The 23,432-nt window shown below is 62.7% G+C and carries 22 protein-coding genes, 1 tRNA gene and 1 riboswitch; of the genes, 5 read left to right on the plus strand and 18 right to left on the minus strand.

Features of this window, described 5'->3' with window-relative positions; genetic code table 11:
• Positions 1–170: 170 nt before the first annotated feature.
• Both NKH33_RS10800 and NKH33_RS10805 read right to left on the minus strand, forming a co-directional pair.
• Positions 171–953, minus strand: a complete 783-nt coding sequence (locus NKH33_RS10800; RefSeq protein ID WP_352618917.1) for a CbtA family protein — start codon at positions 951–953, stop codon at positions 171–173.
• A gap of 15 nt (positions 954–968) precedes the next feature.
• Positions 969–1,148, minus strand: a complete 180-nt coding sequence (locus NKH33_RS10805; protein ID WP_023676561.1) for a CbtB domain-containing protein — start codon at positions 1,146–1,148, stop codon at positions 969–971.
• A gap of 36 nt (positions 1,149–1,184) precedes the next feature.
• A riboswitch (cobalamin riboswitch) is annotated at positions 1,185–1,381 on the minus strand.
• Between the two features lie 139 nt (positions 1,382–1,520).
• Between NKH33_RS10805 and NKH33_RS10810 the strand changes: the two genes are divergently transcribed.
• The 3 genes from NKH33_RS10810 (at position 1,521) to NKH33_RS10820 (ending at position 3,635) form a co-directional block, all read left to right on the plus strand.
• Entirely contained in the window at positions 1,521–1,895 is a 375-nt protein-coding gene (locus NKH33_RS10810; RefSeq protein ID WP_352919396.1) for an SRPBCC family protein, read from the plus strand.
• Between the two features lie 218 nt (positions 1,896–2,113).
• On the plus strand, positions 2,114–3,112 hold the full coding sequence (locus NKH33_RS10815) for a heparan-alpha-glucosaminide N-acetyltransferase (protein WP_352919399.1): 999 nt from the start codon (positions 2,114–2,116) through the stop codon (positions 3,110–3,112).
• A gap of 16 nt (positions 3,113–3,128) precedes the next feature.
• Positions 3,129–3,635: a methyltransferase family protein gene (locus tag NKH33_RS10820; protein ID WP_352454650.1), complete on the plus strand. Its 507-nt coding sequence runs from the start codon at positions 3,129–3,131 to the stop codon at positions 3,633–3,635.
• Between the two features lie 18 nt (positions 3,636–3,653).
• Here the strand turns inward: NKH33_RS10820 and NKH33_RS10825 are convergent, their stop codons facing one another.
• From NKH33_RS10825 to NKH33_RS10840, 4 genes are all read right to left on the minus strand, one after another.
• Positions 3,654–4,040 (minus strand): MerR family transcriptional regulator, encoded by a 387-nt coding sequence (locus NKH33_RS10825; RefSeq protein ID WP_023676566.1) that lies wholly within the window; start codon positions 4,038–4,040, stop codon positions 3,654–3,656.
• A gap of 139 nt (positions 4,041–4,179) precedes the next feature.
• Positions 4,180–5,577 carry a magnesium transporter gene (gene mgtE, locus NKH33_RS10830; protein WP_502897560.1) on the minus strand — a complete coding sequence of 466 codons (1,398 nt, stop codon included), beginning with the start codon at positions 5,575–5,577 and terminating at the stop codon, positions 4,180–4,182.
• A gap of 351 nt (positions 5,578–5,928) precedes the next feature.
• A complete protein-coding gene (locus NKH33_RS10835) occupies positions 5,929–6,411 on the minus strand; it encodes an SRPBCC family protein (protein ID WP_352919402.1) in 483 nt (160 codons plus the stop codon).
• Positions 6,408–6,725, minus strand: a complete 318-nt coding sequence (locus NKH33_RS10840) for an ArsR/SmtB family transcription factor (protein WP_023676569.1) — start codon at positions 6,723–6,725, stop codon at positions 6,408–6,410. Before NKH33_RS10840 ends, NKH33_RS10835 begins: the two co-directional genes overlap by 4 nt.
• 346 nt (positions 6,726–7,071) lie before the next feature.
• Between NKH33_RS10840 and NKH33_RS10845 the strand changes: the two genes are divergently transcribed.
• Positions 7,072–7,983 carry a phosphatase PAP2 family protein gene (locus NKH33_RS10845; protein ID WP_352470453.1) on the plus strand — a complete coding sequence of 304 codons (912 nt, stop codon included), beginning with the start codon at positions 7,072–7,074 and terminating at the stop codon, positions 7,981–7,983.
• A gap of 345 nt (positions 7,984–8,328) precedes the next feature.
• Here NKH33_RS10845 and NKH33_RS10850 read toward each other — a convergent pair whose 3' ends face one another.
• Together NKH33_RS10850 and NKH33_RS10855 are read right to left on the minus strand one after the other, a co-directional pair.
• Positions 8,329–9,396 carry a cyclic nucleotide-gated potassium channel gene (locus NKH33_RS10850; protein ID WP_352919405.1) on the minus strand — a complete coding sequence of 356 codons (1,068 nt, stop codon included), beginning with the start codon at positions 9,394–9,396 and terminating at the stop codon, positions 8,329–8,331.
• Positions 9,397–9,849: 453 nt separating this feature from the next.
• Positions 9,850–9,934, minus strand: a tRNA-Leu gene (locus tag NKH33_RS10855).
• A 176-nt stretch (positions 9,935–10,110) separates the two neighbouring features.
• Here NKH33_RS10855 and lipB point away from each other — a divergent pair.
• Positions 10,111–10,854 (plus strand): lipoyl(octanoyl) transferase LipB, encoded by a 744-nt coding sequence (gene lipB, locus NKH33_RS10860; RefSeq protein ID WP_352450002.1) that lies wholly within the window; start codon positions 10,111–10,113, stop codon positions 10,852–10,854.
• Between the two features lie 388 nt (positions 10,855–11,242).
• Here lipB and NKH33_RS10865 read toward each other — a convergent pair whose 3' ends face one another.
• The 10 genes from NKH33_RS10865 to nuoL form a co-directional block, all read right to left on the minus strand.
• Positions 11,243–11,926, minus strand: coding sequence for an ABC transporter ATP-binding protein (locus tag NKH33_RS10865; protein WP_254818120.1), 684 nt, complete (start codon positions 11,924–11,926; stop codon positions 11,243–11,245).
• A complete protein-coding gene (locus tag NKH33_RS10870) occupies positions 11,923–13,209 on the minus strand; it encodes a lipoprotein-releasing ABC transporter permease subunit (RefSeq protein ID WP_352617265.1) in 1,287 nt (428 codons plus the stop codon). The genes NKH33_RS10865 and NKH33_RS10870 overlap by 4 nt, the downstream gene beginning before the upstream one ends.
• On the minus strand, positions 13,206–14,534 hold the full coding sequence (gene proS / locus NKH33_RS10875; RefSeq protein WP_352919408.1) for a proline--tRNA ligase: 1,329 nt from the start codon (positions 14,532–14,534) through the stop codon (positions 13,206–13,208). The genes NKH33_RS10870 and proS overlap by 4 nt, the downstream gene beginning before the upstream one ends.
• Positions 14,535–15,094: 560 nt before the next feature.
• Positions 15,095–15,379, minus strand: coding sequence for a DUF1467 family protein (locus NKH33_RS10880; RefSeq protein ID WP_352470241.1), 285 nt, complete (start codon positions 15,377–15,379; stop codon positions 15,095–15,097).
• Entirely contained in the window at positions 15,376–15,780 is a 405-nt protein-coding gene (mce, locus tag NKH33_RS10885) for a methylmalonyl-CoA epimerase (protein ID WP_352450005.1), read from the minus strand. The genes NKH33_RS10880 and mce overlap by 4 nt, the downstream gene beginning before the upstream one ends.
• Before the next feature lie 120 nt (positions 15,781–15,900).
• A complete protein-coding gene (locus tag NKH33_RS10890; RefSeq protein ID WP_352919412.1) occupies positions 15,901–17,571 on the minus strand; it encodes a ribonuclease J in 1,671 nt (556 codons plus the stop codon).
• Positions 17,572–17,673: 102 nt separating this feature from the next.
• Positions 17,674–18,495, minus strand: a complete 822-nt coding sequence (locus NKH33_RS10895; protein ID WP_352470240.1) for a biotin--[acetyl-CoA-carboxylase] ligase — start codon at positions 18,493–18,495, stop codon at positions 17,674–17,676.
• 4 nt (positions 18,496–18,499) lie between these two features.
• Complete coding sequence (gene nuoN, locus NKH33_RS10900) at positions 18,500–19,936, minus strand: NADH-quinone oxidoreductase subunit NuoN (RefSeq protein WP_352539624.1); 1,437 nt, start codon at positions 19,934–19,936, stop codon at positions 18,500–18,502.
• Between the two features lie 17 nt (positions 19,937–19,953).
• A complete protein-coding gene (locus NKH33_RS10905) occupies positions 19,954–21,459 on the minus strand; it encodes an NADH-quinone oxidoreductase subunit M (protein WP_352681670.1) in 1,506 nt (501 codons plus the stop codon).
• Positions 21,459–23,432, minus strand: coding sequence for an NADH-quinone oxidoreductase subunit L (nuoL, locus tag NKH33_RS10910; protein ID WP_352919416.1), 1,974 nt, complete (start codon positions 23,430–23,432; stop codon positions 21,459–21,461). The genes NKH33_RS10905 and nuoL overlap by 1 nt, the downstream gene beginning before the upstream one ends.

Below are 23,432 nucleotides of genomic sequence, written 5' to 3' on the forward strand. Positions count from 1 at the left end.
TTTTTTTTGTGTGCGCGGCTCTGTGTTTCTTTATTGTACTTCGACGGTCGTCGGGGGCGCCCGTCCCGCGCCCTCCGGGGGGGGCGGGGCGGCCCAGTCCCCCCGGGGCCGCCCCGTCCCCCCCCCCCCCCCCACCGCCGATGACCAGGGTCAGTGCCCCGGCAGCGCGGTCAGGCAAAGCTGTCGCGCAGGCTGGTCGCCGTGCCCGTGAAGCGTCCGCGCACCACGCCGACGACCGCGCCGAGCACCAGCCAGAACACCAGATTGGTCAGCGTCACCGCCACCACGAATTGGTGGTGCAGGCCTTCCGGGATCGCGGTCTCGAAGCTATCGGGCTGCGGCGCGCCGACAATATGCGGCGCCACGATCAACGCTACGGCAAGGATCGCCAGCGGCAACGATCTGCGGAAGGCGATAAGGCCGAGCCCGGCGGCGGTCGCCACCACTGTTGCCCACCACCAGATCTGGCGTTGGACAAGGTCGGCCGCCGGCATCGCCGGCAGTTCCGGCGGCAGGCCGAGGCCCGGCGCCAGCGTGAACACGGCAAAGCCGGCAAGCCCCCAGAACAGGCCCTGGCGCCAGTTGCCGATGCCGCCGGCGAATTCCGAAACCGCAACCAGGACCAGCGCGAAGCCGATGCCGGTGACGATATTGGCAACGACGCTGAAGCCGAAGCGCTCGAAACCGTCGGCCGGCGCCCAGCCTTCGTCTTCCGCCGGAGCCATTGCTTCAGCCGGTGCCGGCGCGGCGCTGCTCATAGCCGTCGTGCCCGCGGCGTTTTCGGCCGGTGCCGCAGGTGCCGCGGCATGGTCATGGCCGCCGCCGGCCTGTTCGTAGACTTCCGCCTTCAGGATGAGCGGCACCGTGGCATAGGCTTGCATGCAGGCGAGAGCCACGCCGGCCACAAGCCCTGCGATCGCCGCGATGAACACGACGTTGCGAAACAGTGTCATGATGTCAGCCCCTTGTCAGTGGCAGGGAAAGCCCATCGAATGGCGATAGTCGTGCGCGGCATTGTGGACCGCATCGATATGCGAAAAGCCGACAAAGCCCATGACGAAAATGCCGAGGAATGCAGCAAGCGCCAGCTGCATGAGACGCGACTGCGAGGAGGCGGAAGCGCCGAGCGAAACGGAAGCGGTATTCATGTCTTGTCCTTTCGCCCTCCACCCGAGGGCATAGAAGTCAGTTTCCTGTCGCCGGCAGGTCTCCTGGCTCGCGGATCAGCGCCCTTCCCCACCTTCCCGAAGGCGAACCTTCAGTGGCATATGGAGAGGACTACCGCACACAGTTGCGGGGGCAGCCGCGGCATTGGGCAAACAACTTGCCCTAACCGCATTCCCTCTTGGTTCCAAACGGAACCGACGACATCAGCGACTATAGGCAGAATCGCCGCGCCCGGCAAACCAAATTCCGCCGGATCGTGTGGCGAATGCGCCGCCTCGCCAAGTTCGCAGACCGGCGCCGCGATTGACAATTTTCGCAGCCGGGTGTCGGCTGGCGGTGGGGAGGAAGCCGGCATGCAACCCAGCCCGAACAAGCGATCCCTACAACGGCCTGACGCGGCCCGAGCCGACGCTGCCGTCAACAGCCTATTGGGACATCGCGGCCTATCAGCGCGATCTCGAGGCCATCTGGTATCGCAACTGGCTGCTCGTCTGCCGCGACGCGAAGCGCTCGCCGATCCGGCCGCCGATATCGACAACATCGTCGCCTTCGGTACCCAGGTGCTGGAGGAGGATGCTGATATCTGCGAGGTCAACCTGATGGGCCTGCGCTCGATGCGCCACAAGGCCGGCGTGCTGATGCCCGAGGAATACGACTTGCACCGCTTCCACAACTGGCTGCGCGAGCGCCATGCGGCGCTCGCACATCAAAGCGATTTGGGCAGATAACGCCAGGTGACGAAGCCGCAGGCCACCGCCAGCAGCCCGAGCGTCGCGAAAACCGCGCCCAGGCCGAAGAACGCCAGCACGCCGGCCAAAGGCTTTCCGGCTCTGGCCTAAAGCAGCCCTGATGCCGACCGGCGCCAACGCGACGCAAGGCCCTGCTTCTTTTGACGGTGGCAACCGTGATAGTCGTCTTGCCGGGGCTGAACCAAGACAGCGAGACCATGAGCATCGACACGCCGAGCGCAGCCGTTCAGGATCAACCGAAGTCGAAGCGCATCGCCGCTATCGACATTGCACGCGGCATCGCGTTGCTTGCCATGGCGAGCTATCATTTCACCTGGGACCTCGAATTCTTCGGCTACACCGATCCCGGCCTCACCGCCTTCGGCTGGTGGAAAATCTACGCGCGCTGCATCGCCTCGAGCTTCCTGTTCCTGGTCGGCATCAGCCTCTATCTCGCCCATGGCAAAAAAATCCGCTGGACCGGCTTCTGGAAGCGCTTCGCCATGGTTGCCGGGGCAGCGCTCGCAATATCGCTGGTCACCCGCATCGCCACGCCCGACGGCTTCATCTTCTTCGGCATATTGCATGAGATCGCGCTCGCCAGCCTGCTCGGCCTGGCGTTCCTGCGCCTGCCGGCGCTGCTGACGCTGCTTGTCGCCGTATTCGTCGTCGCTGCGCCTTTCTACCTGCGATCCGAGCTTTTCGATCATCCGGCTTTGTGGTGGGTCGGCCTGTCGGCGACCAACCCGCGCTCCAACGACTACGTTCCGCTGCTGCCCTGGTTCGGCGCCGTACTTGCCGGCATCGCGGTTACCAAGCTCGCTGCCACCTCCGGCGCGCTGACGCGGCTGTCGGCCTTGGCGCCCGGCCGCTGGGCAAATCCACTGGTCTTCATCGGCCGGCACAGCCTTGCCTTCTACCTGATCCATCAACCGGTGCTGATCGGCTCGGTCTGGCTGTTTTCGCAATTCATGCCGGCGCAGGCCGAAACCAGGGAGGTGAGATTTCTGAAATCCTGCCAGATATCCTGCGAGCAGGCACGCGACACCGAGTTCTGCTCCAGCTATTGTGCCTGCATGCTGGACACTCTCCAGGGCGAAGCCTCGCTTGACCGGCTCTACAGCGACGACCAGTCCCCGGAGTGGAAGGCGCATATTGGCGAGCTCGCCGGCACCTGCACCGCCCAAACCGATGCGGCGGAACCGGGAACGCGCTAATCGAGGGAGGACAATAATGAGCGACAGTCACCCGAAACCCGTGCAGCAAAATCCTGGGCAGCCGAAGCTGGGGCACATCCCATGGCCGCCGCTGATCTATATCGCTGCCATCATCGTCAGCGTCGCGCTAGGGCTGTTCTATCCGCTGCCGTGGATCGGCGATCTTCTCGGCGACATCCTGTTCGCCGCCGGCCTTGTGGGGTTGGTGGCGGTTGCCGCGCTCTGGTTCACGGCAATCCGCACCATGATCCGCGCCAAGACGACGCTCAACCCGAACGGCGTGCCTGACCATCTGGTGACTACCGGACCCTTCGCCGTCAGCCGCAACCCGATCTACCTCGCCAACACGCTGCTGCTGGTCAGCCTCGCCTTTGTCACTGGGATCGCCTGGTTCCTGCCGCTGGCGGTCATCGCGGCGTTCCTGACGCAGAAGCTGACGATCGAGAGCGAGGAGAAAGTGCTGACGGCCAAATTCGGCAAGAAATACCGGGACTACGCCAAAAGGGTGCGGCGCTGGATTTGAGCCGAGGCAGACACCGGCTTAGGTGGTGACGCCGAGCTCCACCAGCCGCTCGACGCAGGATTCCTCGGCCTGGTCGAGCTCGGCCAGCGTCTCTTCGAGGTCGCGGCGTTTCTGGCGCAAATCCTCGCGCTTTTCCTCGATGCGCTTGATCATCAGCTTGAGCTGGCCTACCTCGCCGGGCGGCTCCCTGTACATCTGGATGATCTCGCGGATTTCGTTGATCGAGAAGCCGAGTCTTTTTCCCCGCATGATCTGGCGGATGAGATGCCGGTCCGACGGACGGAACAGCCGAGTGCGGCCGCGTCTTACCGGCTGCACCAGCCCTTCGTCCTCATAGAAGCGCAACGTCCGCGTCGACACGTCGAATTCGCGGGTCAGCTCCGTGATCGAATAATATTCCCGCATCGTCACTCCAATGCCCCGGCCACGCCGCGAGTTCCAACTGGCCGGCGCCGCCGGCGCCCAGGCGCGTACCAGAATCGGCGGACAAGGCACCTTTCAAAGCCTCGCATGGCATTTACGTAAAAGTCAATTGAGGTGACGTTCAGCGCACGCCGAACCACCATGTGGCGAGCCCGAGAAAGGCAAAGAAACCGACGACATCGGTGACCGTGGTGACGAAAACCGCCGAAGCCACAGCCGGATCGATCTTGAAGCGGTCGAGCAGCAGCGGGATAAGGATGCCCGCCAGAGCCGCCACGAACATATTGATGATCATCGCAGCCGCAATGATGCCGCCGAGATTGCGATCGTGGAACCAGGCAGCAGCGACGAGGCCGATCAGGATGGCAAAGATGATGCCGTTGATGAAGCCCACCCCGATTTCGCGGCGGATGATGCGGCCGGCATTGTAGATGTCGAGGTCCCTGGTCGCCAGCGCCCGCACCGTGACCGTCATGGTCTGCGAGCCGGCATTGCCGCCCATGCCGGCGACTATCGGCATCAGCACCGCCAGCGCCACGATATGCTCGATGGTGCGGTCGAACAGGCCGATCACCGAGGCCGCGAGGAAAGCCGTCAAAAGATTGACCAGCAGCCAGGGCACGCGCGAGCGCGAGGTCGAAAAGATGCTGTCCGAGAGTTCTTCGTCGCCGACGCCGCCCATGCGCAGCAGATCTTCCTCGGCCTCCTGCTGGATGACGTCGACGACGTCGTCGATGGTCAGCACGCCGACCAGCCGCTCGTTCTCGTCGACGACGGCGGCGGACAGAAGATCGTATTGTTCGAATTCGCGTGCCGCCTCCTCCTGGTCCATGGTGGCCGGGATGGCATGCCTAGTCTCATGCATGACCTCTTCGACCTTGACCGAGCGCTTGGTACGCAGGATTTGGTCGAGGTCGATGGCGCCGAGCAGCTTGAAGCTCGGATCGATGACGAAGATCTGGCTGAAACGATCGGGAAGATTGTTGTCCTCGCGCATGTAGTCGATGGTCTGGCCGATCGTCCAGAAGGGCGGCACCGCGACGAACTCGGTCTGCATGCGGCGGCCGGCGGTCTCTTCGGGATAGTCAAGCGAACGCCGCAGCCTGATCCGCTCGGTGAACGGCAGCCGCGACAGGATCTCGTCCTGGTCCTCCTGGTCGAGGTCTTCGAGAATGTAGACCGCGTCGTCGGAATCGAGATCCTGCACCGCCTGGGCGATCTGCGCATTGGGCAGACTGTCGACGATGTCGCGGCGGATCGCCTCGTCAACCTCGGTCAGCGCGGAAAAATCGAAATCCTTGCCCAGCAATTCGACCAGCGCGCGTCGCTGTTCCGGGTGCAGGGCCTCGAGCAGGTGGCCGAGTTCCGACTGGTGCAGATCGTCGACTTCACGCTTCAGCGTCAGCGTATCGCGATCGGCGATCGCGGCACCGATCTGGGCGAGGAACGACGACAGGATGACGCCGTCCTCGTCATAGATGTCGGCGCGGCGCTCCTCGGCGGCCCTGGCGCCGGTCATCTGTTCGTCCTGGCCTTCCACCAGCGCCTCCCGCCATCGGATTTCCGGATAAGGTGCCTGTCAGGTCTAACGCATGACCCTGACAATCGGAATCGATTTTGCGAAAGGACCATGCACAACGACAAATTGCTACAGCGCCGTTCGCGCGTCCAAACGACGCGGCGCATACCGGATGGCAGGAGGAGAGGACGTTCTACAAACCTGCGGCGCTGCAGACCTTCGCGGCGGCAGGTAAAGGGCAGCGTATCTCCCCGCCCCGGTCAACCAGATGGGCAGATCGACACTGATTCAAAAACGGCGAGGCCGACGGTGCGACGGCCTCGCTGGATATTGGACTTAACGGCTTCCCGATCAGGCGGCGTGACGCTTGGCCTCAGCCGCATAGCGCTCCAGGAGACCGCTCCAGCCACCCTCCGATTCGAAGGCCTCGCGCATCGCCTCTGCGGTTTCGCCCATGTTCTCCAGAAGCCTGTGCTCGAGTTCCACGCGCGTCGCGTTCTCGCCGAGCGCGACAAAGCGGATCTCGACTTCGGTCAGCAATGCCGGATCGTAGCGCCAGCCGGCTCCAATGCGCCAGGCGAGCGTCAGCCTCGACGGCGGATCCCAGGCGAGAACCTCGCCCCAATCGCATTGTGACCCATCCTCGTCGATCTCGTACCAGCGGCCGCCAGCTTTCGGTTCGATCACCGCGGTCGTCAGGGCGGATTTGCCGATCGAGTGCGAAGCCGGCCACCAGCGCCCGAATCCTGTGGTGAACACATCGAATGCCTTGTCGAGCGGCACCTCCACGGTCACCGACTTCCTGACCGGCGCGGGCTTGATCATGGTCGTCATTTCCTCTTCTCCTTGCTGTTGTCGACTTCCCGTTTGAAGGCGTCGAGCGCATCGCCCCACATGCGGTCGAGCCAGGCACGCATCTCGCCGAGCCCATGCGGGTCGAGATGATAGATGTTGCTAGCACCTTTCGGCTCTGCGCGGACCAGCCGGGCTTCCTTCAAGACCTTGAGGTGCTGCGATACCGCCGGCTGCGAGACCGGAAGCACTCGCGTCAGATCAATGACCGAGCGTGGCCGATCGGCGATGAGCTCGAACACCTTGCGGCGCGTCGGATCGGCCAAGGCCACCATTCCTGCATAATCATAAATCATGACTTATGATAAGCTAAAACTTATGATAAGTCAACCGAGGGCGTGGCGGGCCCGTCTTCAAGCAACCGGCCGGCTCGGCCCCGAGGCTCCGGGGCAATTCCTTCACGCGGGGGCATGGACAGCGATGCGGATGCAAGACTGCTCAGGGAATCGACCCACCGCATGCGGGCCGGCCGGCAAATGTCGACCACCGGCGAAAAGTAAACCTGGCGGCAAGGTTTTTACCTTACCGGTGTATGTGTCTCTCCGGCGAAACGTTAAGAACAGGTAAATTGGTTTGGCCCTAACCACGGAAGCCTCTCGCTACAGGCCCTCCGCCATATGGCAATTGCGCCTCTCCTTGTTCATGGCGACATACGTTTTAGGCGCATCTGCATTATATCCAGAAATATTCTATACGTCCGCCTTAATCTATTCTCACAAGTTTCTTGTTGGCATTCCGGTGTTGTTTATCGGTGGCGTCTGCTGTGCCGCGCTAATCCATGGCCGGCGGCAACCGGTTCGCTACGCACTGGATTTGGTTCAAGGGCGCTGGCGCGGTTGTCTGCTGGTGCTGCTGTTCTTCTTTGCCAGCTTGACCGCGTTCTCTACCTACAAGATCGCCATCCCGTCCGTCGTCCCATACTATGCCGACAACTGGTTGGCCGACGCTGATGAATGGCTGCACGGGATGCCGCCATGGGAGATCGTCCATAAGCTCGACAGCAACAATTGGTCGTTCGTCGTCTTCAACAGCTATGAAGTCATTTGGTTTTACCAGTGGTTCGGCGCCATCCTTTTCGTGTCGCTCTGGTCGGACGAGATTGCCCGCATCCGCTATCTCTGCGCAGCAGCGCTGACGTTGTCCGTCCTCGGAACGGTCTTGGCCGTGGCGCTGGCATCGGTCGGACCGGTTTACTACCACCACTTTGTCGGCGTGGATCGCTTCCACGGATTGAATGTGGCCTTGGACAGGCTGGACCATAGTTACATGGTGCGGGAACCCGCGGCATATCTCCTGATGGCTTACCAAAGCGGCCGGCCAAGTCTTGGCGGCGGCATCTCGGCCATGCCAAGCATGCATGTCGCCTTTGCCGCATTGAACGCCTATTTGCTGTCATCGATCAATCGCTGGCTTGGCGTTCTGGGTTGGACCTTTGCAGCCCTGATCCTGTACGGATCGGTGTTCACCGGCTGGCACTATGCCGTGGACGGCTACGCATCGATCGTTGTTGTATCGGTGATCTGGTGGGCGACCGGACGCCTGGTGCGCGAATAGTTATGTGCGCTTGTCGATAGATGGCCATGCCTGCCGATGGCCACTTCGCATAAGCCAAACTCGCGACCGCAATCAGGCAAAAAGCACGTGCCCCGACATGGACGCTCCCTGCCGTGCTCGAATTTCAACGGGCAAGAGATTCCGCTTTCGAATTTGATGGTGCGGTCGAGATGCAGCGCCGCAACGCCTCCCGCGTTGATTTTTAAAGCATTTTTCTACGATTCCGTGGCGATTTGTATTGAGGATGGGTCGGCAGCGGCAAAGCATGTAGTTCCAGCCAGCCACCATCGGCAGGCAGCTGGCAGCCTTGCCATCACATCCTCCTCTGACGAACACCTAGTACGGTCAACCCTTAGCTGCCGCGCCGCGCCGCTCGAGCGCGGTCTTGCGGATGGTTTCTGCGATCTCCGGGCTGCTGCTGCACAGCATCTGGAAATCCGCCGAGTGTAGCGACAGGAGTGAGACCACCGTTGTGGCGCTGACGGTCGCCGAGCGCGGTTCGCCGGTGATCAGCGCCATCTCGCCGAAGAAGGCGCCAGGGCCCAGATCCACCGGGTTCGGCGTCGCGACGCTGACGCGCCCCTCCACGACGAAGAACATCTGGTCACCGGTCTCGCCATTGCGGCAGATCACAGCGCCCGCCGGCACGATGCGAGGTCGTAATGCGCGCACGATCTCGACTAGTGTGGCCGGGCCGAGCTTCTGAAACAACGGCACGGCGGCGACCAATTGCCAATTGCGGACGAAATCCTCGCGACGGACTTCTTGATAAAAGCCGGTGGCAAGAATGCCAGCCCAGAGCGCGAAGATGCCGATGCCACTCATCATGACCGCCCCGGCAAGGACGCGGCCGGCGAAGCTTTCCGGAATAGCGTCGCCATAGCCGGTGGTGGACAGCGTGACCACCGCCCACCACATTGCCTGGGGGATGCTGCCGAACTGTTGCGGTTGGACGTCGCGCTCGATGACATAGGCTGCGAGCGCAAAACCGAAAAGAACGATGCCGAAGACGGTGGCGACGCCGATCAGGTTGCGCGCTTCGTTGGTCAGGATTCTGCCCAGCAGCGGGAAGAAAGTTGAGTCGCGCAGCGGTTTCAGCAGCCAGACAGCACAGTAGAGGCTCCGGTCGGGCGTGCCGACGAGCAGAAATGCGGCGAGTGGAACCAAAACCGCGAGCACATCAATGGCGATTGCCGGCGTCCTGTCCCGAACGTCTCCCGCCCGGCGCTTGAGCAGTTTCTCGGCCAATTCCAGGAGATAGACGCCCCAAATGACCGCGAGCACGGCAGCCAAAGCCAGTCTGCTTCGTCCGGACAGGTCCGGTGTCGTGAGCGTAGCCACCACCACAAGCCCAGTCGCAGCCAGCACCGCGTTGAGCGGCGCGTAAATTCTTAAGAAAGGCAGTACCGACATTCTATGCCCACGAGCGGCTACTACCCTCCAGAATAGGATGCCTTCAAGGCAAGCGCAAAGGTGCTTATTTTCGCTGCGATCGTCGCTGGACCATAGGCCATGAACCATCCGATCAGCGTCGAGATCGAGCTGCCCCTCGAACCACACCCAGCGCCGGCTCGTTCTCGGTTGGACCTTTGCAGCCCTGATCCTGTACGGATCGGTGTACACTGGCTGCCACCATGCCGTGAACGGCTACGCATCGATCGTTGTTGTATTTGTGATCTGGTGGGCAACCGGACGCCTGGTGCGCGAATAGTTTGCACGCCAACCGCATAGATGGCTCCGCGCGCCGATTGCTTCTTCACTGGGCCACATTCGTGATCGCAACCAGGCAAAAAGCCTCGCGCCCGACAAGGACGCTCCCCGCCATGCTCGAATTCAACGGGTTAGAGGTTCCGCTTTCGAATTTAATGGTGCGGTCGAGAAGACTCGAACTTCCACGGGTTGCCCCACAGCGACCTCAACGCTGCGCGTCTACCAATTCCGCCACGACCGCACGTGGTAGGAGCCGGAACCAACCGGCCCGCGGCGTGTAGCAAATCGTTTCCGGTGAAACAAGTGCGCGGCCAGCAATAATCGGACCGGACATCGGCATAACTGTTCAAGGGCCGAACGTGCCGGAACTGGACGTTTGTACCGATTGCCGCCATATGAGTGGCGAGACGAGATATCATGACAGAACGCAGCCAGATCGCCACGTCGTTCCTGCCCTTGCCCGGCTCGGCGCCGGTCGAATGGCGCATCGAGCCGGGGCTCACCGCCTATCCCGATGCGCTAGCCGTGATGGAGGCGCGCGCCGAGGCAATCCGCAGCGGCGCCGCCGGTGAGATGGTCTGGCTGGTCGAGCACCCGCCGCTCTACACCGCCGGCACCAGCGCCCGCATCGAGGACCTGATCGAGCCGGACCGTTTCCCGGTCTTTGCCGCCGGGCGTGGCGGCGAATACACCTATCATGGGCCGGGCCAGCGCGTCGCCTACGTCATGCTCGACCTGAAGCGGCGGCGCGAGGATGTCCGCGCCTTCGTCGCCGCACTCGAACAATGGATCATCGGCTCGCTGGCCGCCTTCAACGTACGCGGCGAACGCCGCGAGGACCGCGTCGGCGTCTGGGTGGTTCGGCCGGACCGCCCCGCTTTGCCCGACGGCTCGGCGGCCGAGGACAAGATCGCCGCCATCGGCATCAGGCTGAGGCGCTGGGTGAGCTTTCACGGCATCGCCATCAATGTCGAGCCGGACCTTAGCCATTTCAGCGGCATCGTGCCGTGCGGCGTCCAGGATCACGGCGTCACCAGCCTTGTCGACCTCGGCCTTCCCGTAACCATGGCCGACCTCGACCTGGCGCTGAAATCCGCTTTCGAGGACGTGTTCGGGCCCGCCGCGGTGTCGCCTGTCGAAGTATCCCGCAAGGCCGGCTGAAACACTCGCCCAATGCCTGCGCCAATATGCGAAGGCGGCCCTCGCTCATCAGCATCGAGCCCGCCCTTGAGCTCAATCCTCACATCGCGCCGATCCAGATTGCCATGGAAATGAGGAACGTGCTCATGCACACCAGCGAGACGACATCCTGAACAAGATCGGTCATAACTCTCTCCTGTTGTTAGTATGTTCGTATTTTGTTCTAATTTTGTTCGAATGTCAACGATCGCAGTCCGGGCGTCACCGGAATTTGCGCCCGGTCAATTCGACAGGGTTAAGAAAGGGTTGAGAGGGAAATGCCGAGCGTTTCGCGGCCGACAGGCGCGCGAAAGCGGCGGGACGGCGCACGGCAGCTCGCAGGCCGTCATCGCCTCAATTGCAGCGCACTCTAAAGCGGCACGACCTTGCCGTCGGCCAGCGTCACGCGGCGGTCCATGCGCGAGGCGAGCTCGTGATTGTGGGTGGCGATGAGCGCCGCCAGGCCCGATTGCCGGACCAGTGCCGCCAGCGCCTCGAACACATAGGAAGCGGTCACCGGGTCGAGATTGCCGGTCGGCTCGTCGGCCAAAAGCACCAGCGGCGCATTGGCGACGGCACGCGCAATGGCGACCCGCTGCTGCTCGCCGCCGGAGAGCTCGGAGGGGCGATGCTGTGCCCGCTTGCCGATCTGCATATAGTCGAGCAATTGCGCCGCGCGCTCGGCCGCCTCCTTGCGCGGCAGCCCTTTTATCAGCTGCGGCATCATGATGTTTTCCAACGCAGAAAACTCAGGCAGCAAATGATGGAACTGGTAGACGAAGCCGACATCGTTGCGGCGGATCGCCGTGCGTTCGTCGTCGGAAAGCCGGCCGCAGGCGCGCCCCGCTAGGATCACGTCGCCGGCGTCCGGTCGCTCCAGCAGCCCGGCGGTGTGGAGCAGCGTCGACTTGCCGGTGCCCGACGGCGCCACAAGCGCCACCATCTCGCCACGCTTCAGCGAAAAATCGGCGCCGTTCAGGATGGTCAGCTTGCGCGGCCCCTGGACATAGTGCCGTTCGACGCTCTTCAGCTCGATAATGGCCTCGGCCATCATTCGTACCTCAGCGCTTCGACCGGATCGAGCCTGGCCGCGCGCCAGGCCGGAAACAGGGTCGCCAGGAACGACAGCGCCAAAGCCATGAGAACGACCGAGATCGTCTCGCTGGCATCCATGCGGGCCGGCAGCTGGCTTAGGAAATAAAGCTCGGGATTGAACAGCCGCTCGTTGGCCAGCCAGGAGAAGAACTGGCGGATGCGCTCGACGTTGAGGCAGATCACGATGCCGAGCAGCACGCCGGCGATGGTGCCGACAACGCCGATCGCAGCCCCGGTCATCAGGAAGATGCGCAGGATGGCACTGCGCGTCGCGCCCATGGTGCGCAGGATGGCGATGTCGTGGCCCTTGTCCTTGACCAGCATGATCAGGCCCGAAATGATGTTGAGGGCCGCCACCAGCACGATCAGCGTCAGGATCATGAACATGACATTGCGCTCGACCTGCAACGCGTCGAAGAACGTCTTGTTGCGCTGCCGCCAATCGACAAGGCTGATCGGCCGCTGCGCCGCCTCTTCGACCTTCGGCTTCAGCGCGTCGATATTGTCGGGATTGTCGGCGTAGATCTCGATCGTCTGCGCCCGGCCGTCCATGTTGAAGTAAAGCTGCGCTTCCGAAAACGGCATGTAGACGATGGAACTGTCATATTCCGACATGCCGACCTCGAAGATCGCGGTGACCGGATAGCCTTTCATGCGCGGCGTCGTACCGAGCGGCGTGATGTCACCCTCGGGCGAGATCAGCGTGATGGTATCGCCGAGCACAAGACCGAGATTTTCGGCCATGCGGCTGCCAATGGCGACGCCTTCGCCGGTGTCGAAGCCGACGATCGAGCCCTCCTTGATGTTGTTGGCGACGATGGTGATCTTACCGAGATCCTCGCCGCGTATGCCGCGCACCAGCGCGCCGGTGCCGCCGCCGACATTGCCTTGCGCCAGCACCTGCCCGTCGATCAGCGGGATGGCGTATTTAACGCCGGGCACGCCGTTGATGCGGCCGGCAACCTGGGCATAGTCCTCCAGCGGCATGTCGAGCGGCTGCACGATCAGGTGCCCGTTGACGCCTAGGATGCGCGTCAAAAGTTCGGCGCGAAAGCCGTTCATGACCGCCATGACGACGATCAGCGTGGCGACGCCCAGCATGATGCCGAGGAAGGAGATCGAGGCGATCACCGAGATCACCGTCTCCTTGCGACGCGAGCGCAGATAGCGCCACGCCACCAAGCGTTCGAAGCCGGAAAAAGGCCCGGCGCCCGATGGTCTTGCTGCCGCCGCTTCGTTCATGCGGCGGCACCGAAACGCTTTTTCACGTCGCCGATCGGCAGCGTCTCGCGCTCGCCGGTCCTGCGGTTCTTGATCTCGACCTCGCCGGCGGCGACACCACGCGGCCCGACGATCACCTGCCACGGGAGCCCGATCAGGTCGGCGGTGGCGAACTTGCCGCCCGGCCGCTGGTCGGTGTCGTCGTAGAGCACCTCCTTGCCGGCGGCGGCAAAGGCGGCATTCAGCTCGCCGCAGACGCGGTCGCATTCGGCATCGCCAGCCTTCATGTTGATCAGGCCGACATCGAACGGTGCCACCGCCTCCGGCCAGATGATGCCGTTATCGTCATGGCTGGCCTCGATGATCGCCGCGACCAGCCTGGACGGGCCGATTCCGTAGGAACCGCCAGAAACGAAATGATCCTTGCCGTCCGGCCCGGTCACCTTGGCGCCCATCGGCTTGGAATATTTGTCGCCGAAATGGAAGATATGCCCAACCTCGATGCCGCGCGCCGAGACCCGGTCGCTCGCGGGCACCTTCTCCCACGCCGCCTCGTCATGCATCTCGTCGGTGGCGGCATAGGGCGTCGTCCACGTCGTGACGATGCCGCCGATCTCGGCGTCGTTCGAAAAATCAGTGTCTGCGCCGGGCACTGCCAGCGAAAGATAATCGCGATGGCAGAACACCTGGCTCTCGCCGGTGTCGGCCAGGATGATGAACTCATGGCTGAGGTCGCCGCCGATCGGCCCGGTGTCGGCGCGCATCGGGATGGCCTGCAGCCCCATGCGCGTAAACGTCCTGAGATAGGAAACGAACATGCGGTTATAGGCGGCCTTGGCGCCTTCATAATCGAGGTCGAAGGAATAGGCGTCCTTCATCAGGAACTCGCGCGAACGCATGACGCCGAAGCGCGGGCGCACCTCGTCGCGAAACTTCCACTGGATGTGATAGAGGTTGAGCGGCAGGTCCTTGTAGGACTTGATATAGGAGCGGAAGATCTCGGTGACCATCTCCTCGTTGGTCGGCCCGTAGAGCATATCGCGGTCTTGCCGGTCCTTGATGCGCAGCATCTCCTTGCCGTAGTCTTCATAGCGGCCGCTTTCGCGCCACAGCTCGGCCGATTGGATGGTCGGCATCAGGATTTCGAGTGCGCCGGCGCGATTCTGCTCCTCGCGAATGATCCGGCAGACCTTGTCCAGCACCCGCTTGCCGAGCGGCAGCCAGGAAAAGCTGCCCTGCCCCTGCTGGCGGATCATGCCGGCGCGCAGCATCAGCCGATGCGAGACGATCTCGGCCTCGCGCGGATTTTCTTTGAGGATGGGCAGGAAATAGCGCGACAAACGCATGAACTGGTCCGTGAGAGAGGATGGCGGCGCCGGAATCGGCGCAGCGCAGGCTTGCTTGCCCCGGCTTCATAGCCATTTCATGGCGGAATGGAAACCCGGCCCAGGCGCTGCACAGGCGCCGCAATTGCCGCACGCGGCTTGCTGGGCGTTTCGCAAGCAACGCCTGCCGTACTATTGTGCACTGCAGCACGAGATTGCCTGTTTCTGGGCAAAATTCTTCGTGACATTTTCACCCGCCTTAGGCTAGTGTGCCCCCATAACCGAGAGGGTAGAGAAAAATCTGCCCTCCTACGCGGTCAAAGTCTTGGGAGGATGCGATCTAGGCGCGGTAACTCGCTGCCGCCGGACACCGGAAACAGATCGGACGCGTTTAAATTGCAAGGCCTCGCGCCTTGCATTTTTTTTGTGCAATCATCTGGTTAGCACGACAGATTATCAAACCACATGACGTTGCGTCAGCCCAAACCCGCCCCGGCCTTTACTTTGGGTTGACCTTGCTGGCTCAGCTTGATTTCAGAGCCTCGGCTAGGCTGGGATAGTCGGACACGATAGGTAGCCGGCTAATGCGCTGGGCTCTGGTTGAAATCCGGCACGATGTGCGGGATGTCGTCGATACCGAGGCCAAGCCCTCTCGTGATGCCGTAGAAGATACCCATGAGGACCAGCGTGGCGATCGTCGTGCGCAGCGCGGCGCGCAGCATGTGCGGTCCGCGCGGTGCGCTCGGAACCGTGCCAAGCGTCACGTCCCGATCCTCGTCCTGCGTCCGCATGCTGAACGGCAGGACGGCGAACAACACCACCCACCATGTGGCGAAGAACAGGGCGATAAACGAAACCCAACTCATGCTTGCTCCAGTTCGACCAGCGTGCCGAAGAAATCCTTGGGGTGCAGAAACAATACCGGCTTGCCATGTGCGCCGATCTTCGGATTGCCGTCGCCGAGCACGCGCGCGCCGCTGGCCTTGAGACGGTCGCGCGCCGCAACAATGTCGTCCACCTCATAGCAGACATGGTGCATGCCGCCGGACGGATTCTTCGCGAGGAATGCGGCGATCGGCGAGGCTTCGCCGAGCGGCTCGAGCAACTCGATCCTGGTGTTGCCGACATCGACGAACACCACCGTAACGCCATGCTCCGGCAGCGCCTGCGGCGCGGTCACGCGCGCGCCAAGCGTATCGCGATAGACCGCCGCAGCCGCGGCCAGATCCGGCACCGCAAGCGCGACATGGTTGAGGCGTCCGAGCATAGAGTGCTCCCGGTTAGGGGAGTAGGGGAATAGGGGAGTACGGGAGTAGGGAAAACAAGTTTGGAGAGTGCAAACTATCTGTTCTTCCCTACTCCCCTACTGCCATACTCCCCTACTCCCTCATCTTGTGACGAACACCGTCACCAGCGGCTTCTTGCCCCAGGCTTCGTTGGCCGCGCCGCGCACCGCGCGGCGCACCGCCTCCTGGACCAGGTCGAGGTCTTTTCGGCGCTGGCGGGGGATGGAGTCCACGGCGCCGATTGCCGCATCGATCATCAGGTCTTCCAGGCTCTCGCCGCTGCCGTCGGCCTCGGCGACGCCGATGGCGACCAGATCGGGATCGCCGGCAAGCTCGTATTTGTCGTCGAGCACGACATTGACGGCGACATGGCCGGCGAAGGACAGCTTGCGGCGATCGCGAATGCCCATCGCCTGGTCGCTGCCGATCAGCCTTCCGTCCTTGTAGATGCGGCCGAACGGCACCTGGTCGATGATGGCGGCGGCACCCGGATACAGCCTGAGCATGTCGCCGTCGCGCACCTGCGCGACCTGGCCGATGCCGGACGTCGACATCAGCGAGCCCTGCGCCACCAGATGCGCCGCTTCGCCATGCACGGGAACGCCGATCTGCGGCCGTACCCATTCATACATCTTGCGCAATTCGCTGCGGCGTGGATGGCCGGAGACATGCACCAGCGCATCGCCGTCCTCGATGATCTTGATGCCGAGATCGATCAGGCGGTTCTTGATTTCGAGGATCGCCTTCTCGTTGCCGGGAATGGTGCGCGAGGAAAACACCACCGTGTCGCCGGCCGTCAGCGCCACCGACTTCATCTCGTCGCGCGACAGCTTGGCAAGTGCGGCAAGCGGCTCGCCCTGGCTGCCGGTGCAGATGATGACGAGGTTTTCGCGCGGGATGAAGCCGTAATCCTCCTCGGCGATGAATTCCGGCAACCCGTCCATATAGCCGAGTTCATCAGCCACATCGATGACTCGCTTCATCGAGCGGCCAATCACCAGGCACTGGCGGCCGGCATCCCGCGCCGCCTTGGCGATGGAGACGATACGCCCGACATTGGAGGAGAAGCTGGTGACGGCGACCCGGCCCTTGGCGTTCTGGATGACGCTCTTGAGGCCCTCGCCCACCGCCACTTCGGACGGCGATTCCCCTTCCCGCATCGCATTGGTGGAATCGCAGACCAGCGCCAGCACGCCCTTGTCGCCATAGGCTCGGAAGCGCGCCTCGTCGGTCATCGGCCCGACCGTCGGCGCCGGATCGATCTTCCAGTCGCCGGTATGGATGACGACACCGGCCGGCGTCGTGATCGCCAGCGACATCGGTTCGGGAATGGAGTGCGCAACAGGGATGGCCTCGATCTCGAACGGGCCAACGGTGAATTTCTCGCCGGCCCGGTAGATCGTCACCGGGATCTTCGGCGCCCCTTGCTCGCCCTGCCGCTTGGCTTCCAGCAGGCCGGCGCTGAACGGCGTCATCCACACCGGCGCCTTGAGCTTCGGCCAGATGTCGTGGAGCGCGCCGTAATGGTCCTCATGCGCATGGGTGATGACGATGCCGCGCAGATTGGCGACATTCTCCTCGATGAAGCGTGTGTCGGGCAGAACCAGGTCGACGCCGGGCAGGGTTGCATCGGGAAAGGTGACGCCGACGTCGACCACGATCCATTCGCGCGCATTGGCCGGTCCATAGCCATAGAGGGCAAAGTTCATGCCGATCTCGCCGACACCGCCGAGCGGCACGAAGACAAGTTCGGCGTTTTCCGCTGTCGCCATGGTCTTTCCTTCCTTGCCGGTCAAAATTGCGGGCCGGTCAAAATTGTCGGCCGGTCAAATTCAAGCTGGTCAAATACCTGGCCAGTCAAACGTATTGGCCGGTCAAACGCCGGCCGAGGCAACCGCGCCGAAATGCACGTCGCCGGCGGCGATCGTCAGAACCGAACCTTCATCGTCGCGGATCACGAAACGGCAGTCCTCGTCAATGGTCTCGAAGGTGCCGCGCACCACATTACCGTCAATTCTGACAGCAACCTGCCCGCCAAGCCCCGCCGCACGCGCCAGCCACCGCCGCCTGACGGCGGCAAGCCCACGCCCTTCGTTCCACAGCCGCGCATTCTCGCTCCAGGCATCCGACAGCGCCAGAAACAGCGTCTCGGCATCGCAAGCAGACCCCAGCGCGCTGAGCGACGTCGCTGGATAAGGCAAATCCTTGGGATAAGCCACCACGTTGACGCCGATACCGACAGCCACCGCCGAACGGTCGCCATCGAGCATCGCCGATTCCAGCAGGATGCCGGCGAGCTTGGCGCCCGAGGCAAGCACATCGTTCGGCCATTTCAGTTCGAAACGGTTCTTGCCTTGGCTCGCACCATCGAGGCCGATCCCGATCCTGCCCTTCGGCACGACAGCGTCGAGCGCGTCGGCCAGCGCCAGTCCGGCAACGAAGCCGAGCGTCGCGGCAAGCCGAAGCTCGGTGTTGGTGATCACCAGCAGCGTCGCTGCCAGATTGCCCTCGGGCGTCGCCCAGGCGCGGCCACGGCGGCCACGCCCGGCTTCCTGCTTTTTTGAGACGACCCAGAGTTTGCCCGGATCGCCGGCCCGCGCGTGCTCCAGCGCCAGCGCATTGGTGGAGCCGACCGTGTCGTGCGCCTCGAGCCGGAACCCGTCCGAAGCCGCGGTTGGAGCCAGCCTGAACGTCATTCCGTCAGAAGAAGGTCTTGGCTGCGGCAGCGGCGTAGGTTCCGATCGGGCCGCCGATCAGCACGTAGAACAGCACGAAAGCGCCGCAGGCGCCGAGTACGACGCGCAGTTCGGTCGCCATCGGCACGAAGCCGCCGACCGGTTCGTCGAACCACATGATCTTGATGATGCGCAGATAATAATAGGCGCCCACCACAGACGCCAGCACGCCGATGATCGCCAGCGCGTAGAGGTTGGCATTGATGGCGGCGAGGAACACGTACCATTTCCCCCAGAAGCCGGCGAGTGGCGGGATACCGGCCAGCGAGAACATCAGGATGGTGAGGATCGTCGCCATGATCGGATTGGTTGCCGACAGGCCGGCGAGATCGCTGATCTGCTCGACATTGCCCTCCTTGCGCCGCATGGCGAGGATGAAGGCGAAGGTGCCGAGCGTCATCACCAGATAGATCAGCATGTAGATGGCGACGCCGCGCACGCCGTCCTGGCTGTTCGCGGCAAGGCCGACCAGCGCATAACCCATATGACCGATGGAGGAATAGGCCATCAGCCGTTTGATGTTGGTCTGGCCGATGGCCGCAAAGGCACCAAGCGCCATCGAGGCGATCGAGATGAAGACGATGATCTGCTGCCAGTCGGCGGCGATCGGCTTGAAGGCGCCCATGGTGACGCGCACCATCAGCGCCATTGCCGCCATCTTCGGTGCCGCCGCCAGAAAAGCCGTCACCGGCGTCGGCGCGCCCTCATAGACGTCGGGCGTCCACATATGGAACGGCACCGCCGAGATCTTGAAGGCAAGGCCGGCCAGCACAAAAACCAGGCCGAAGACGAGGCCGAGCTGGCGCTCGCCGCCGCTCAGCGCCGCGGCGATCTCCTGGAAGCCGGTGTTGCCGGTGTAGCCGTAGACCAGCGAGATGCCGTAAAGCAGCATGCCCGACGACAGCGCGCCAAGGACGAAGTACTTCAGCCCAGCCTCGGTCGAGCGCAGATTGTCGCGGTTGATCGCCGCCAGCACGTAGATCGCCAGCGATTGCAGCTCGAGGCCGAGATAGAGCCCGATCATGCCGTTGGCCGAGATCATCAGCATCATGCCGAGCGTGCAGAGCAGGATCAGCACCGGATATTCGAACTTGTCGAAACGCTCCGCCTGGGCAAAGCGGACCGACATGACCAGCGTCACCGCCGAGCCGATCAGCGCCAGCACCTTCATGAAGCGGGCGAATGGGTCCTGGATGAAGGCTTCGCCATAGGCATTGCCCTGCCCTGGGGAAAAGATCAGCCAGGCGCCGGCGATCACCAGCACGGCAACAGCAAGGCCGCTCACCGTGACAGTGGTGTTGGCGCGCGAATAGGCGCCGAGCATCAACAGCGCCAAGGCGCCGATGGCGAGGATCAGCTCTGGCGTCGAGAGCGACAGGCTTGAGAGAAGGTCCGGCGTCATGGTTCGCAAACCCCCAGTCAGTTCGCCGCCGCGGTCTGCGCGGCGCCGATGGATGCGGTGACATTGGTAACGAGCGCCTTGACCGATTCGGCGGTCGCGTCGAAGATCGGCGCCGGATAGACGCCGAAGAAGATGACCAGCGCGACCAGCGGATAGATGATCACCTTCTCGCGCGTCGACAGGTCGAGCAGGCCTTTCAGGCTTTCCTTGGTCAGCGCGCCGAAGATCACCTTGCGGTAGAGCCAGAGCGCATAGGCCGCCGAAAGGACGACGCCGGTGGCGGCGAAGAACGCCACCCAGGTGTTGACCCGGAACACGCCGAGCATGGTCAGGAACTCGCCGACGAAGCCGCTGGTGCCGGGCAGGCCGACATTGGCCATGGTGAAGATCATGAACACGGTTGCATATTTCGGCATGTTGTTGACCAACCCGCCATAGGCGTCGATGTCACGCGTGTGCATGCGGTCGTAGACGACGCCGACGCAGAGGAACAGCGCGCCGGAGACCAGGCCGTGCGACAGCATCTGGAAGATCGAACCCTGGACGCCTTCCTGGTTCATCGCGAAGATTCCCATGGTGACGAAGCCCATGTGAGCGACCGACGAATAGGCGATCAGCTTCTTCATGTCCTCCTGCATCAGCGCCACCAGCGAGGTGTAGATGATGGCGACGACGGAAAGCGTGAAGATCAGCGGCGCGAACATTTCGGATGCGATCGGAAACATCGGCAGCGAAAAACGCAGGAAGCCGTACCCGCCCATCTTGAGCAGGATGGCGGCCAGGATCACCGAGCCGGCCGTCGGCGCCTCGACATGTGCGTCCGGCAGCCAGGTATGCACCGGCCACATCGGCATCTTCACCGCGAAGGACGCGAAGAAGGCAAGCCATAGCCAGGTCTGCATATTGGCTGGGAAGTTATGCGTCAGAAGCGTCGGGATATCGGTGGTGCCGGACTGGAAGAACATCGCCATGATGGCGAGCAGCATCAGCACCGAGCCGGCCAGCGTATAGAGGAAGAACTTGAACGAGGCATAGACGCGCCGCTTGCCGCCCCACACGCCGATGATGATGAACATCGGGATCAGGCCGGCTTCGAAGAAGACGTAGAACAAGACGATGTCGAGCGCGCAGAACACGCCGATCATCAGCGTCTCGAGCAGCAGGAAGGCGATCATATAGGCCTTGACGCGCTTCTCGATCGATTCCCACGAGGCGAGGATGCAGAGCGGCATCAGGAAGGTGGTCAGGATGACGAACAGCATGGAGATGCCGTCTACGCCCATATGGTAGGAGATGCCGGAATCCAGCCAGGCAAACTTCTCGACGAACTGGAAGCCGGGCTGCGAATTGTCGAAGCCGGTCCAGATAAACAGCGAAACCACGAAGGTGAACGCAGTCGTGAACAGCGCGATGGCGCGGATGTTGCGGCGCGCGTTCTCGCTGTCGTCACGCACGAAAAGGATGAGAAGCACACCAACCAGCGGCAGGAAGGTGACCAGCGATAGGATCGGCCAGGCGGTCATCAGAGCATCATCCAGGTGACGAGTGCGGCAACGCCGATCAGCATGGCGAAGGCATAGTGATAGAGGTAGCCGGTCTGCAGCTTGACGACCCGGTTGGTGACGTCGACGACGCGCGCCGAAATGCCGTCCGGCCCAAGCCCATCGATGACGGTGCCGTCGCCGGTCTTCCACAGGAAGCTGCCGAGGCGCTTTGCCGGCCGCACGAACAGGAAGTCGTAGAGCTCGTCGAAATACCATTTGTTGAGCAGGAAGGCGTAGAGCAGGCGATGGTTGGCGGCGACGCTCCGAGGCATTTCCGGCGCGCGAATATAGAACTGCCAGGCAATCGCAAAGCCGATCAGCATGGCGATGAACGGTGACAGCTCGACCCACAACGGCACTTCGTGGATTTCGTGCAGGATGTGGTTGTCCGGCAGCGTGAACAGCGACGCCTTCCAGAATTCGGCATAGCCCTCGCCGATGAAGGCGCCGTGGAAGATCACGCCGGCGAACAGAGCGCCCGCCGCCAGGATGAACAGCGGCACCAGCATGAGCGGTGGCGATTCATGGACATGATGCATGACCTCGTGGCTGGCCCGCGGCTCGCCGTGGAAGGTCATGAAGATCAGCCGCCAAGAGTAGAACGAGGTGAAGCAGGCGGCAATGACCAGCAATATGAAGGCAAACGCGGCGACCGCATTGTGGCCGGCGAAGGCCGCTTCGATGATGGCGTCCTTGGAGAAGAAGCCGGCGGTGCCGATGATCGTTACCGGAATGCCGACACCGGTCAGCGCCAGCGTGCCGATCACCATCATCCAGTAGGTCTTCGGGATGAGCGTCCTCAGGCCGCCCATTTTGCGCATGTCCTGCTCGTCGGAGACGGCGTGGATGACCGAGCCCGAGCCGAGGAACAGCAGCGCCTTGAAGAAGGCGTGGGTGAACAGATGGAAAATCGCCGCGCCATAGGCGCCGACGCCGAGCGCCACGAACATGTAGCCGAGCTGCGAACAGGTCGAATAGGCGATGACGCGCTTGATGTCGTTCTGGACGAGACCGACTGTCGCCGCGAAGAAGGCGGTGAAGGCGCCGATGAAAGTGACCACGGTCAATGCCGAATGCGACAGCTCGAACAGCGGCGACAACCGCGCCAGCATGAACACGCCTGCCGTCACCATGGTCGCGGCATGGATTAGTGCCGAGACCGGCGTCGGGCCTTCCATGGCATCCGGCAGCCAGGTGTGAAGCGGCACCTGCGCCGACTTGCCCATGGCGCCCATGAACAGGAGCAGGCAGACGACCGTCATCGCAGCCTGCTTGTCGAGCGCATAGCCGAGGAAGGTCAGCACGGCCGCACCTTGCGGCGCGCCTTCGGCCGGAATGAACGTCGCCGCATTGGCGAAGATGGTGCCGAGATTGACCGAGCCGAACAGCACGAACACGCCGAATATGCCGAGCGCAAAGCCGAAATCACCGACGCGGTTGACGACGAAGGCCTTGATTGCAGCCGCATTGGCCGACGGCTTCTTGTACCAGAAGCCGATCAGCAGATAGGAGGCAAGGCCGACGCCTTCCCAGCCGAAGAACATCTGCACGAGGTTGTCGGCCGTCACCAGCATCAGCATGGCGAAGGTAAACAGCGACAGATAGGCGAAGAAGCGCGGCCGGTCCGGATCGTGATGCATGTAGCCGATCGAGTAGATATGGACCAGCGACGACACCGTGTTGACGACGACCAGCATGACCACCGTCAGCGTGTCGATCCTTAGCGCCCAGGACGCCTCCAGCCCGCCCGACTGGATCCAGCGCATCACCGGCACGGTGAACACCTCGCCGCCGCCGAAGCCGACCGAGAAGAAGGCGACCCACGACAGCACAGCCGCGATCACCAGGAAGCCGGAGGTGATGTATTCTGAAGCCTTGGCGCCGAGCGAAGTGCCGAACAGGCCGACGATCAAGAAGCCGAGCAGCGGAAGGAAGACGATGGCCTGATACAT

This window comes from Mesorhizobium sp. M1182, assembly GCF_040318335.1.
Lineage (GTDB): Bacteria > Pseudomonadota > Alphaproteobacteria > Rhizobiales > Rhizobiaceae > Mesorhizobium.

Bases quoted from the DNA above. Each gene is read 5' to 3' on its own strand.
- NKH33_RS10905 (WP_352681670.1), bottom strand. From the start codon at position 21,459: ATGACCGCCTGGCCGATCCTATCGCTGGTCACCTTCCTGCCGCTGGTT.
- NKH33_RS10890 (WP_352919412.1), bottom strand. From the start codon at position 17,571: ATGGCGACAGCGGAAAACGCCGAACTTGTCTTCGTGCCGCTCGGCGGT.
- proS (WP_352919408.1), bottom strand. From the start codon at position 14,534: ATGCGTTTGTCGCGCTATTTCCTGCCCATCCTCAAAGAAAATCCGCGC.
- NKH33_RS10850 (WP_352919405.1), bottom strand. From the start codon at position 9,396: ATGTCGGTACTGCCTTTCTTAAGAATTTACGCGCCGCTCAACGCGGTG.
- NKH33_RS10895 (WP_352470240.1), bottom strand. From the start codon at position 18,495: ATGACGTTCAGGCTGGCTCCAACCGCGGCTTCGGACGGGTTCCGGCTC.
- NKH33_RS10870 (WP_352617265.1), bottom strand. From the start codon at position 13,209: ATGAACGAAGCGGCGGCAGCAAGACCATCGGGCGCCGGGCCTTTTTCC.
- NKH33_RS10810 (WP_352919396.1), top strand. From the start codon at position 1,521: ATGCAACCCAGCCCGAACAAGCGATCCCTACAACGGCCTGACGCGGCC.
- nuoL (WP_352919416.1), bottom strand. From the start codon at position 23,432: ATGTATCAGGCCATCGTCTTCCTTCCGCTGCTCGGCTTCTTGATCGTC.
- NKH33_RS10840 (WP_023676569.1), bottom strand. From the start codon at position 6,725: ATGATTTATGATTATGCAGGAATGGTGGCCTTGGCCGATCCGACGCGC.
- NKH33_RS10845 (WP_352470453.1), top strand. From the start codon at position 7,072: ATGGCGACATACGTTTTAGGCGCATCTGCATTATATCCAGAAATATTC.
- NKH33_RS10805 (WP_023676561.1), bottom strand. From the start codon at position 1,148: ATGAATACCGCTTCCGTTTCGCTCGGCGCTTCCGCCTCCTCGCAGTCG.
- NKH33_RS10825 (WP_023676566.1), bottom strand. From the start codon at position 4,040: ATGCGGGAATATTATTCGATCACGGAGCTGACCCGCGAATTCGACGTG.
- nuoN (WP_352539624.1), bottom strand. From the start codon at position 19,936: ATGACGCCGGACCTTCTCTCAAGCCTGTCGCTCTCGACGCCAGAGCTG.
- mgtE (WP_502897560.1), bottom strand. From the start codon at position 5,577: ATGACCGGCGCCAGGGCCGCCGAGGAGCGCCGCGCCGACATCTATGAC.
- lipB (WP_352450002.1), top strand. From the start codon at position 10,111: ATGACAGAACGCAGCCAGATCGCCACGTCGTTCCTGCCCTTGCCCGGC.
- mce (WP_352450005.1), bottom strand. From the start codon at position 15,780: ATGCTCGGACGCCTCAACCATGTCGCGCTTGCGGTGCCGGATCTGGCC.
- NKH33_RS10800 (WP_352618917.1), bottom strand. From the start codon at position 953: ATGACACTGTTTCGCAACGTCGTGTTCATCGCGGCGATCGCAGGGCTT.
- NKH33_RS10865 (WP_254818120.1), bottom strand. From the start codon at position 11,926: ATGATGGCCGAGGCCATTATCGAGCTGAAGAGCGTCGAACGGCACTAT.
- NKH33_RS10880 (WP_352470241.1), bottom strand. From the start codon at position 15,379: ATGAGTTGGGTTTCGTTTATCGCCCTGTTCTTCGCCACATGGTGGGTG.
- NKH33_RS10835 (WP_352919402.1), bottom strand. From the start codon at position 6,411: ATGACGACCATGATCAAGCCCGCGCCGGTCAGGAAGTCGGTGACCGTG.
- NKH33_RS10820 (WP_352454650.1), top strand. From the start codon at position 3,129: ATGAGCGACAGTCACCCGAAACCCGTGCAGCAAAATCCTGGGCAGCCG.
- NKH33_RS10815 (WP_352919399.1), top strand. From the start codon at position 2,114: ATGAGCATCGACACGCCGAGCGCAGCCGTTCAGGATCAACCGAAGTCG.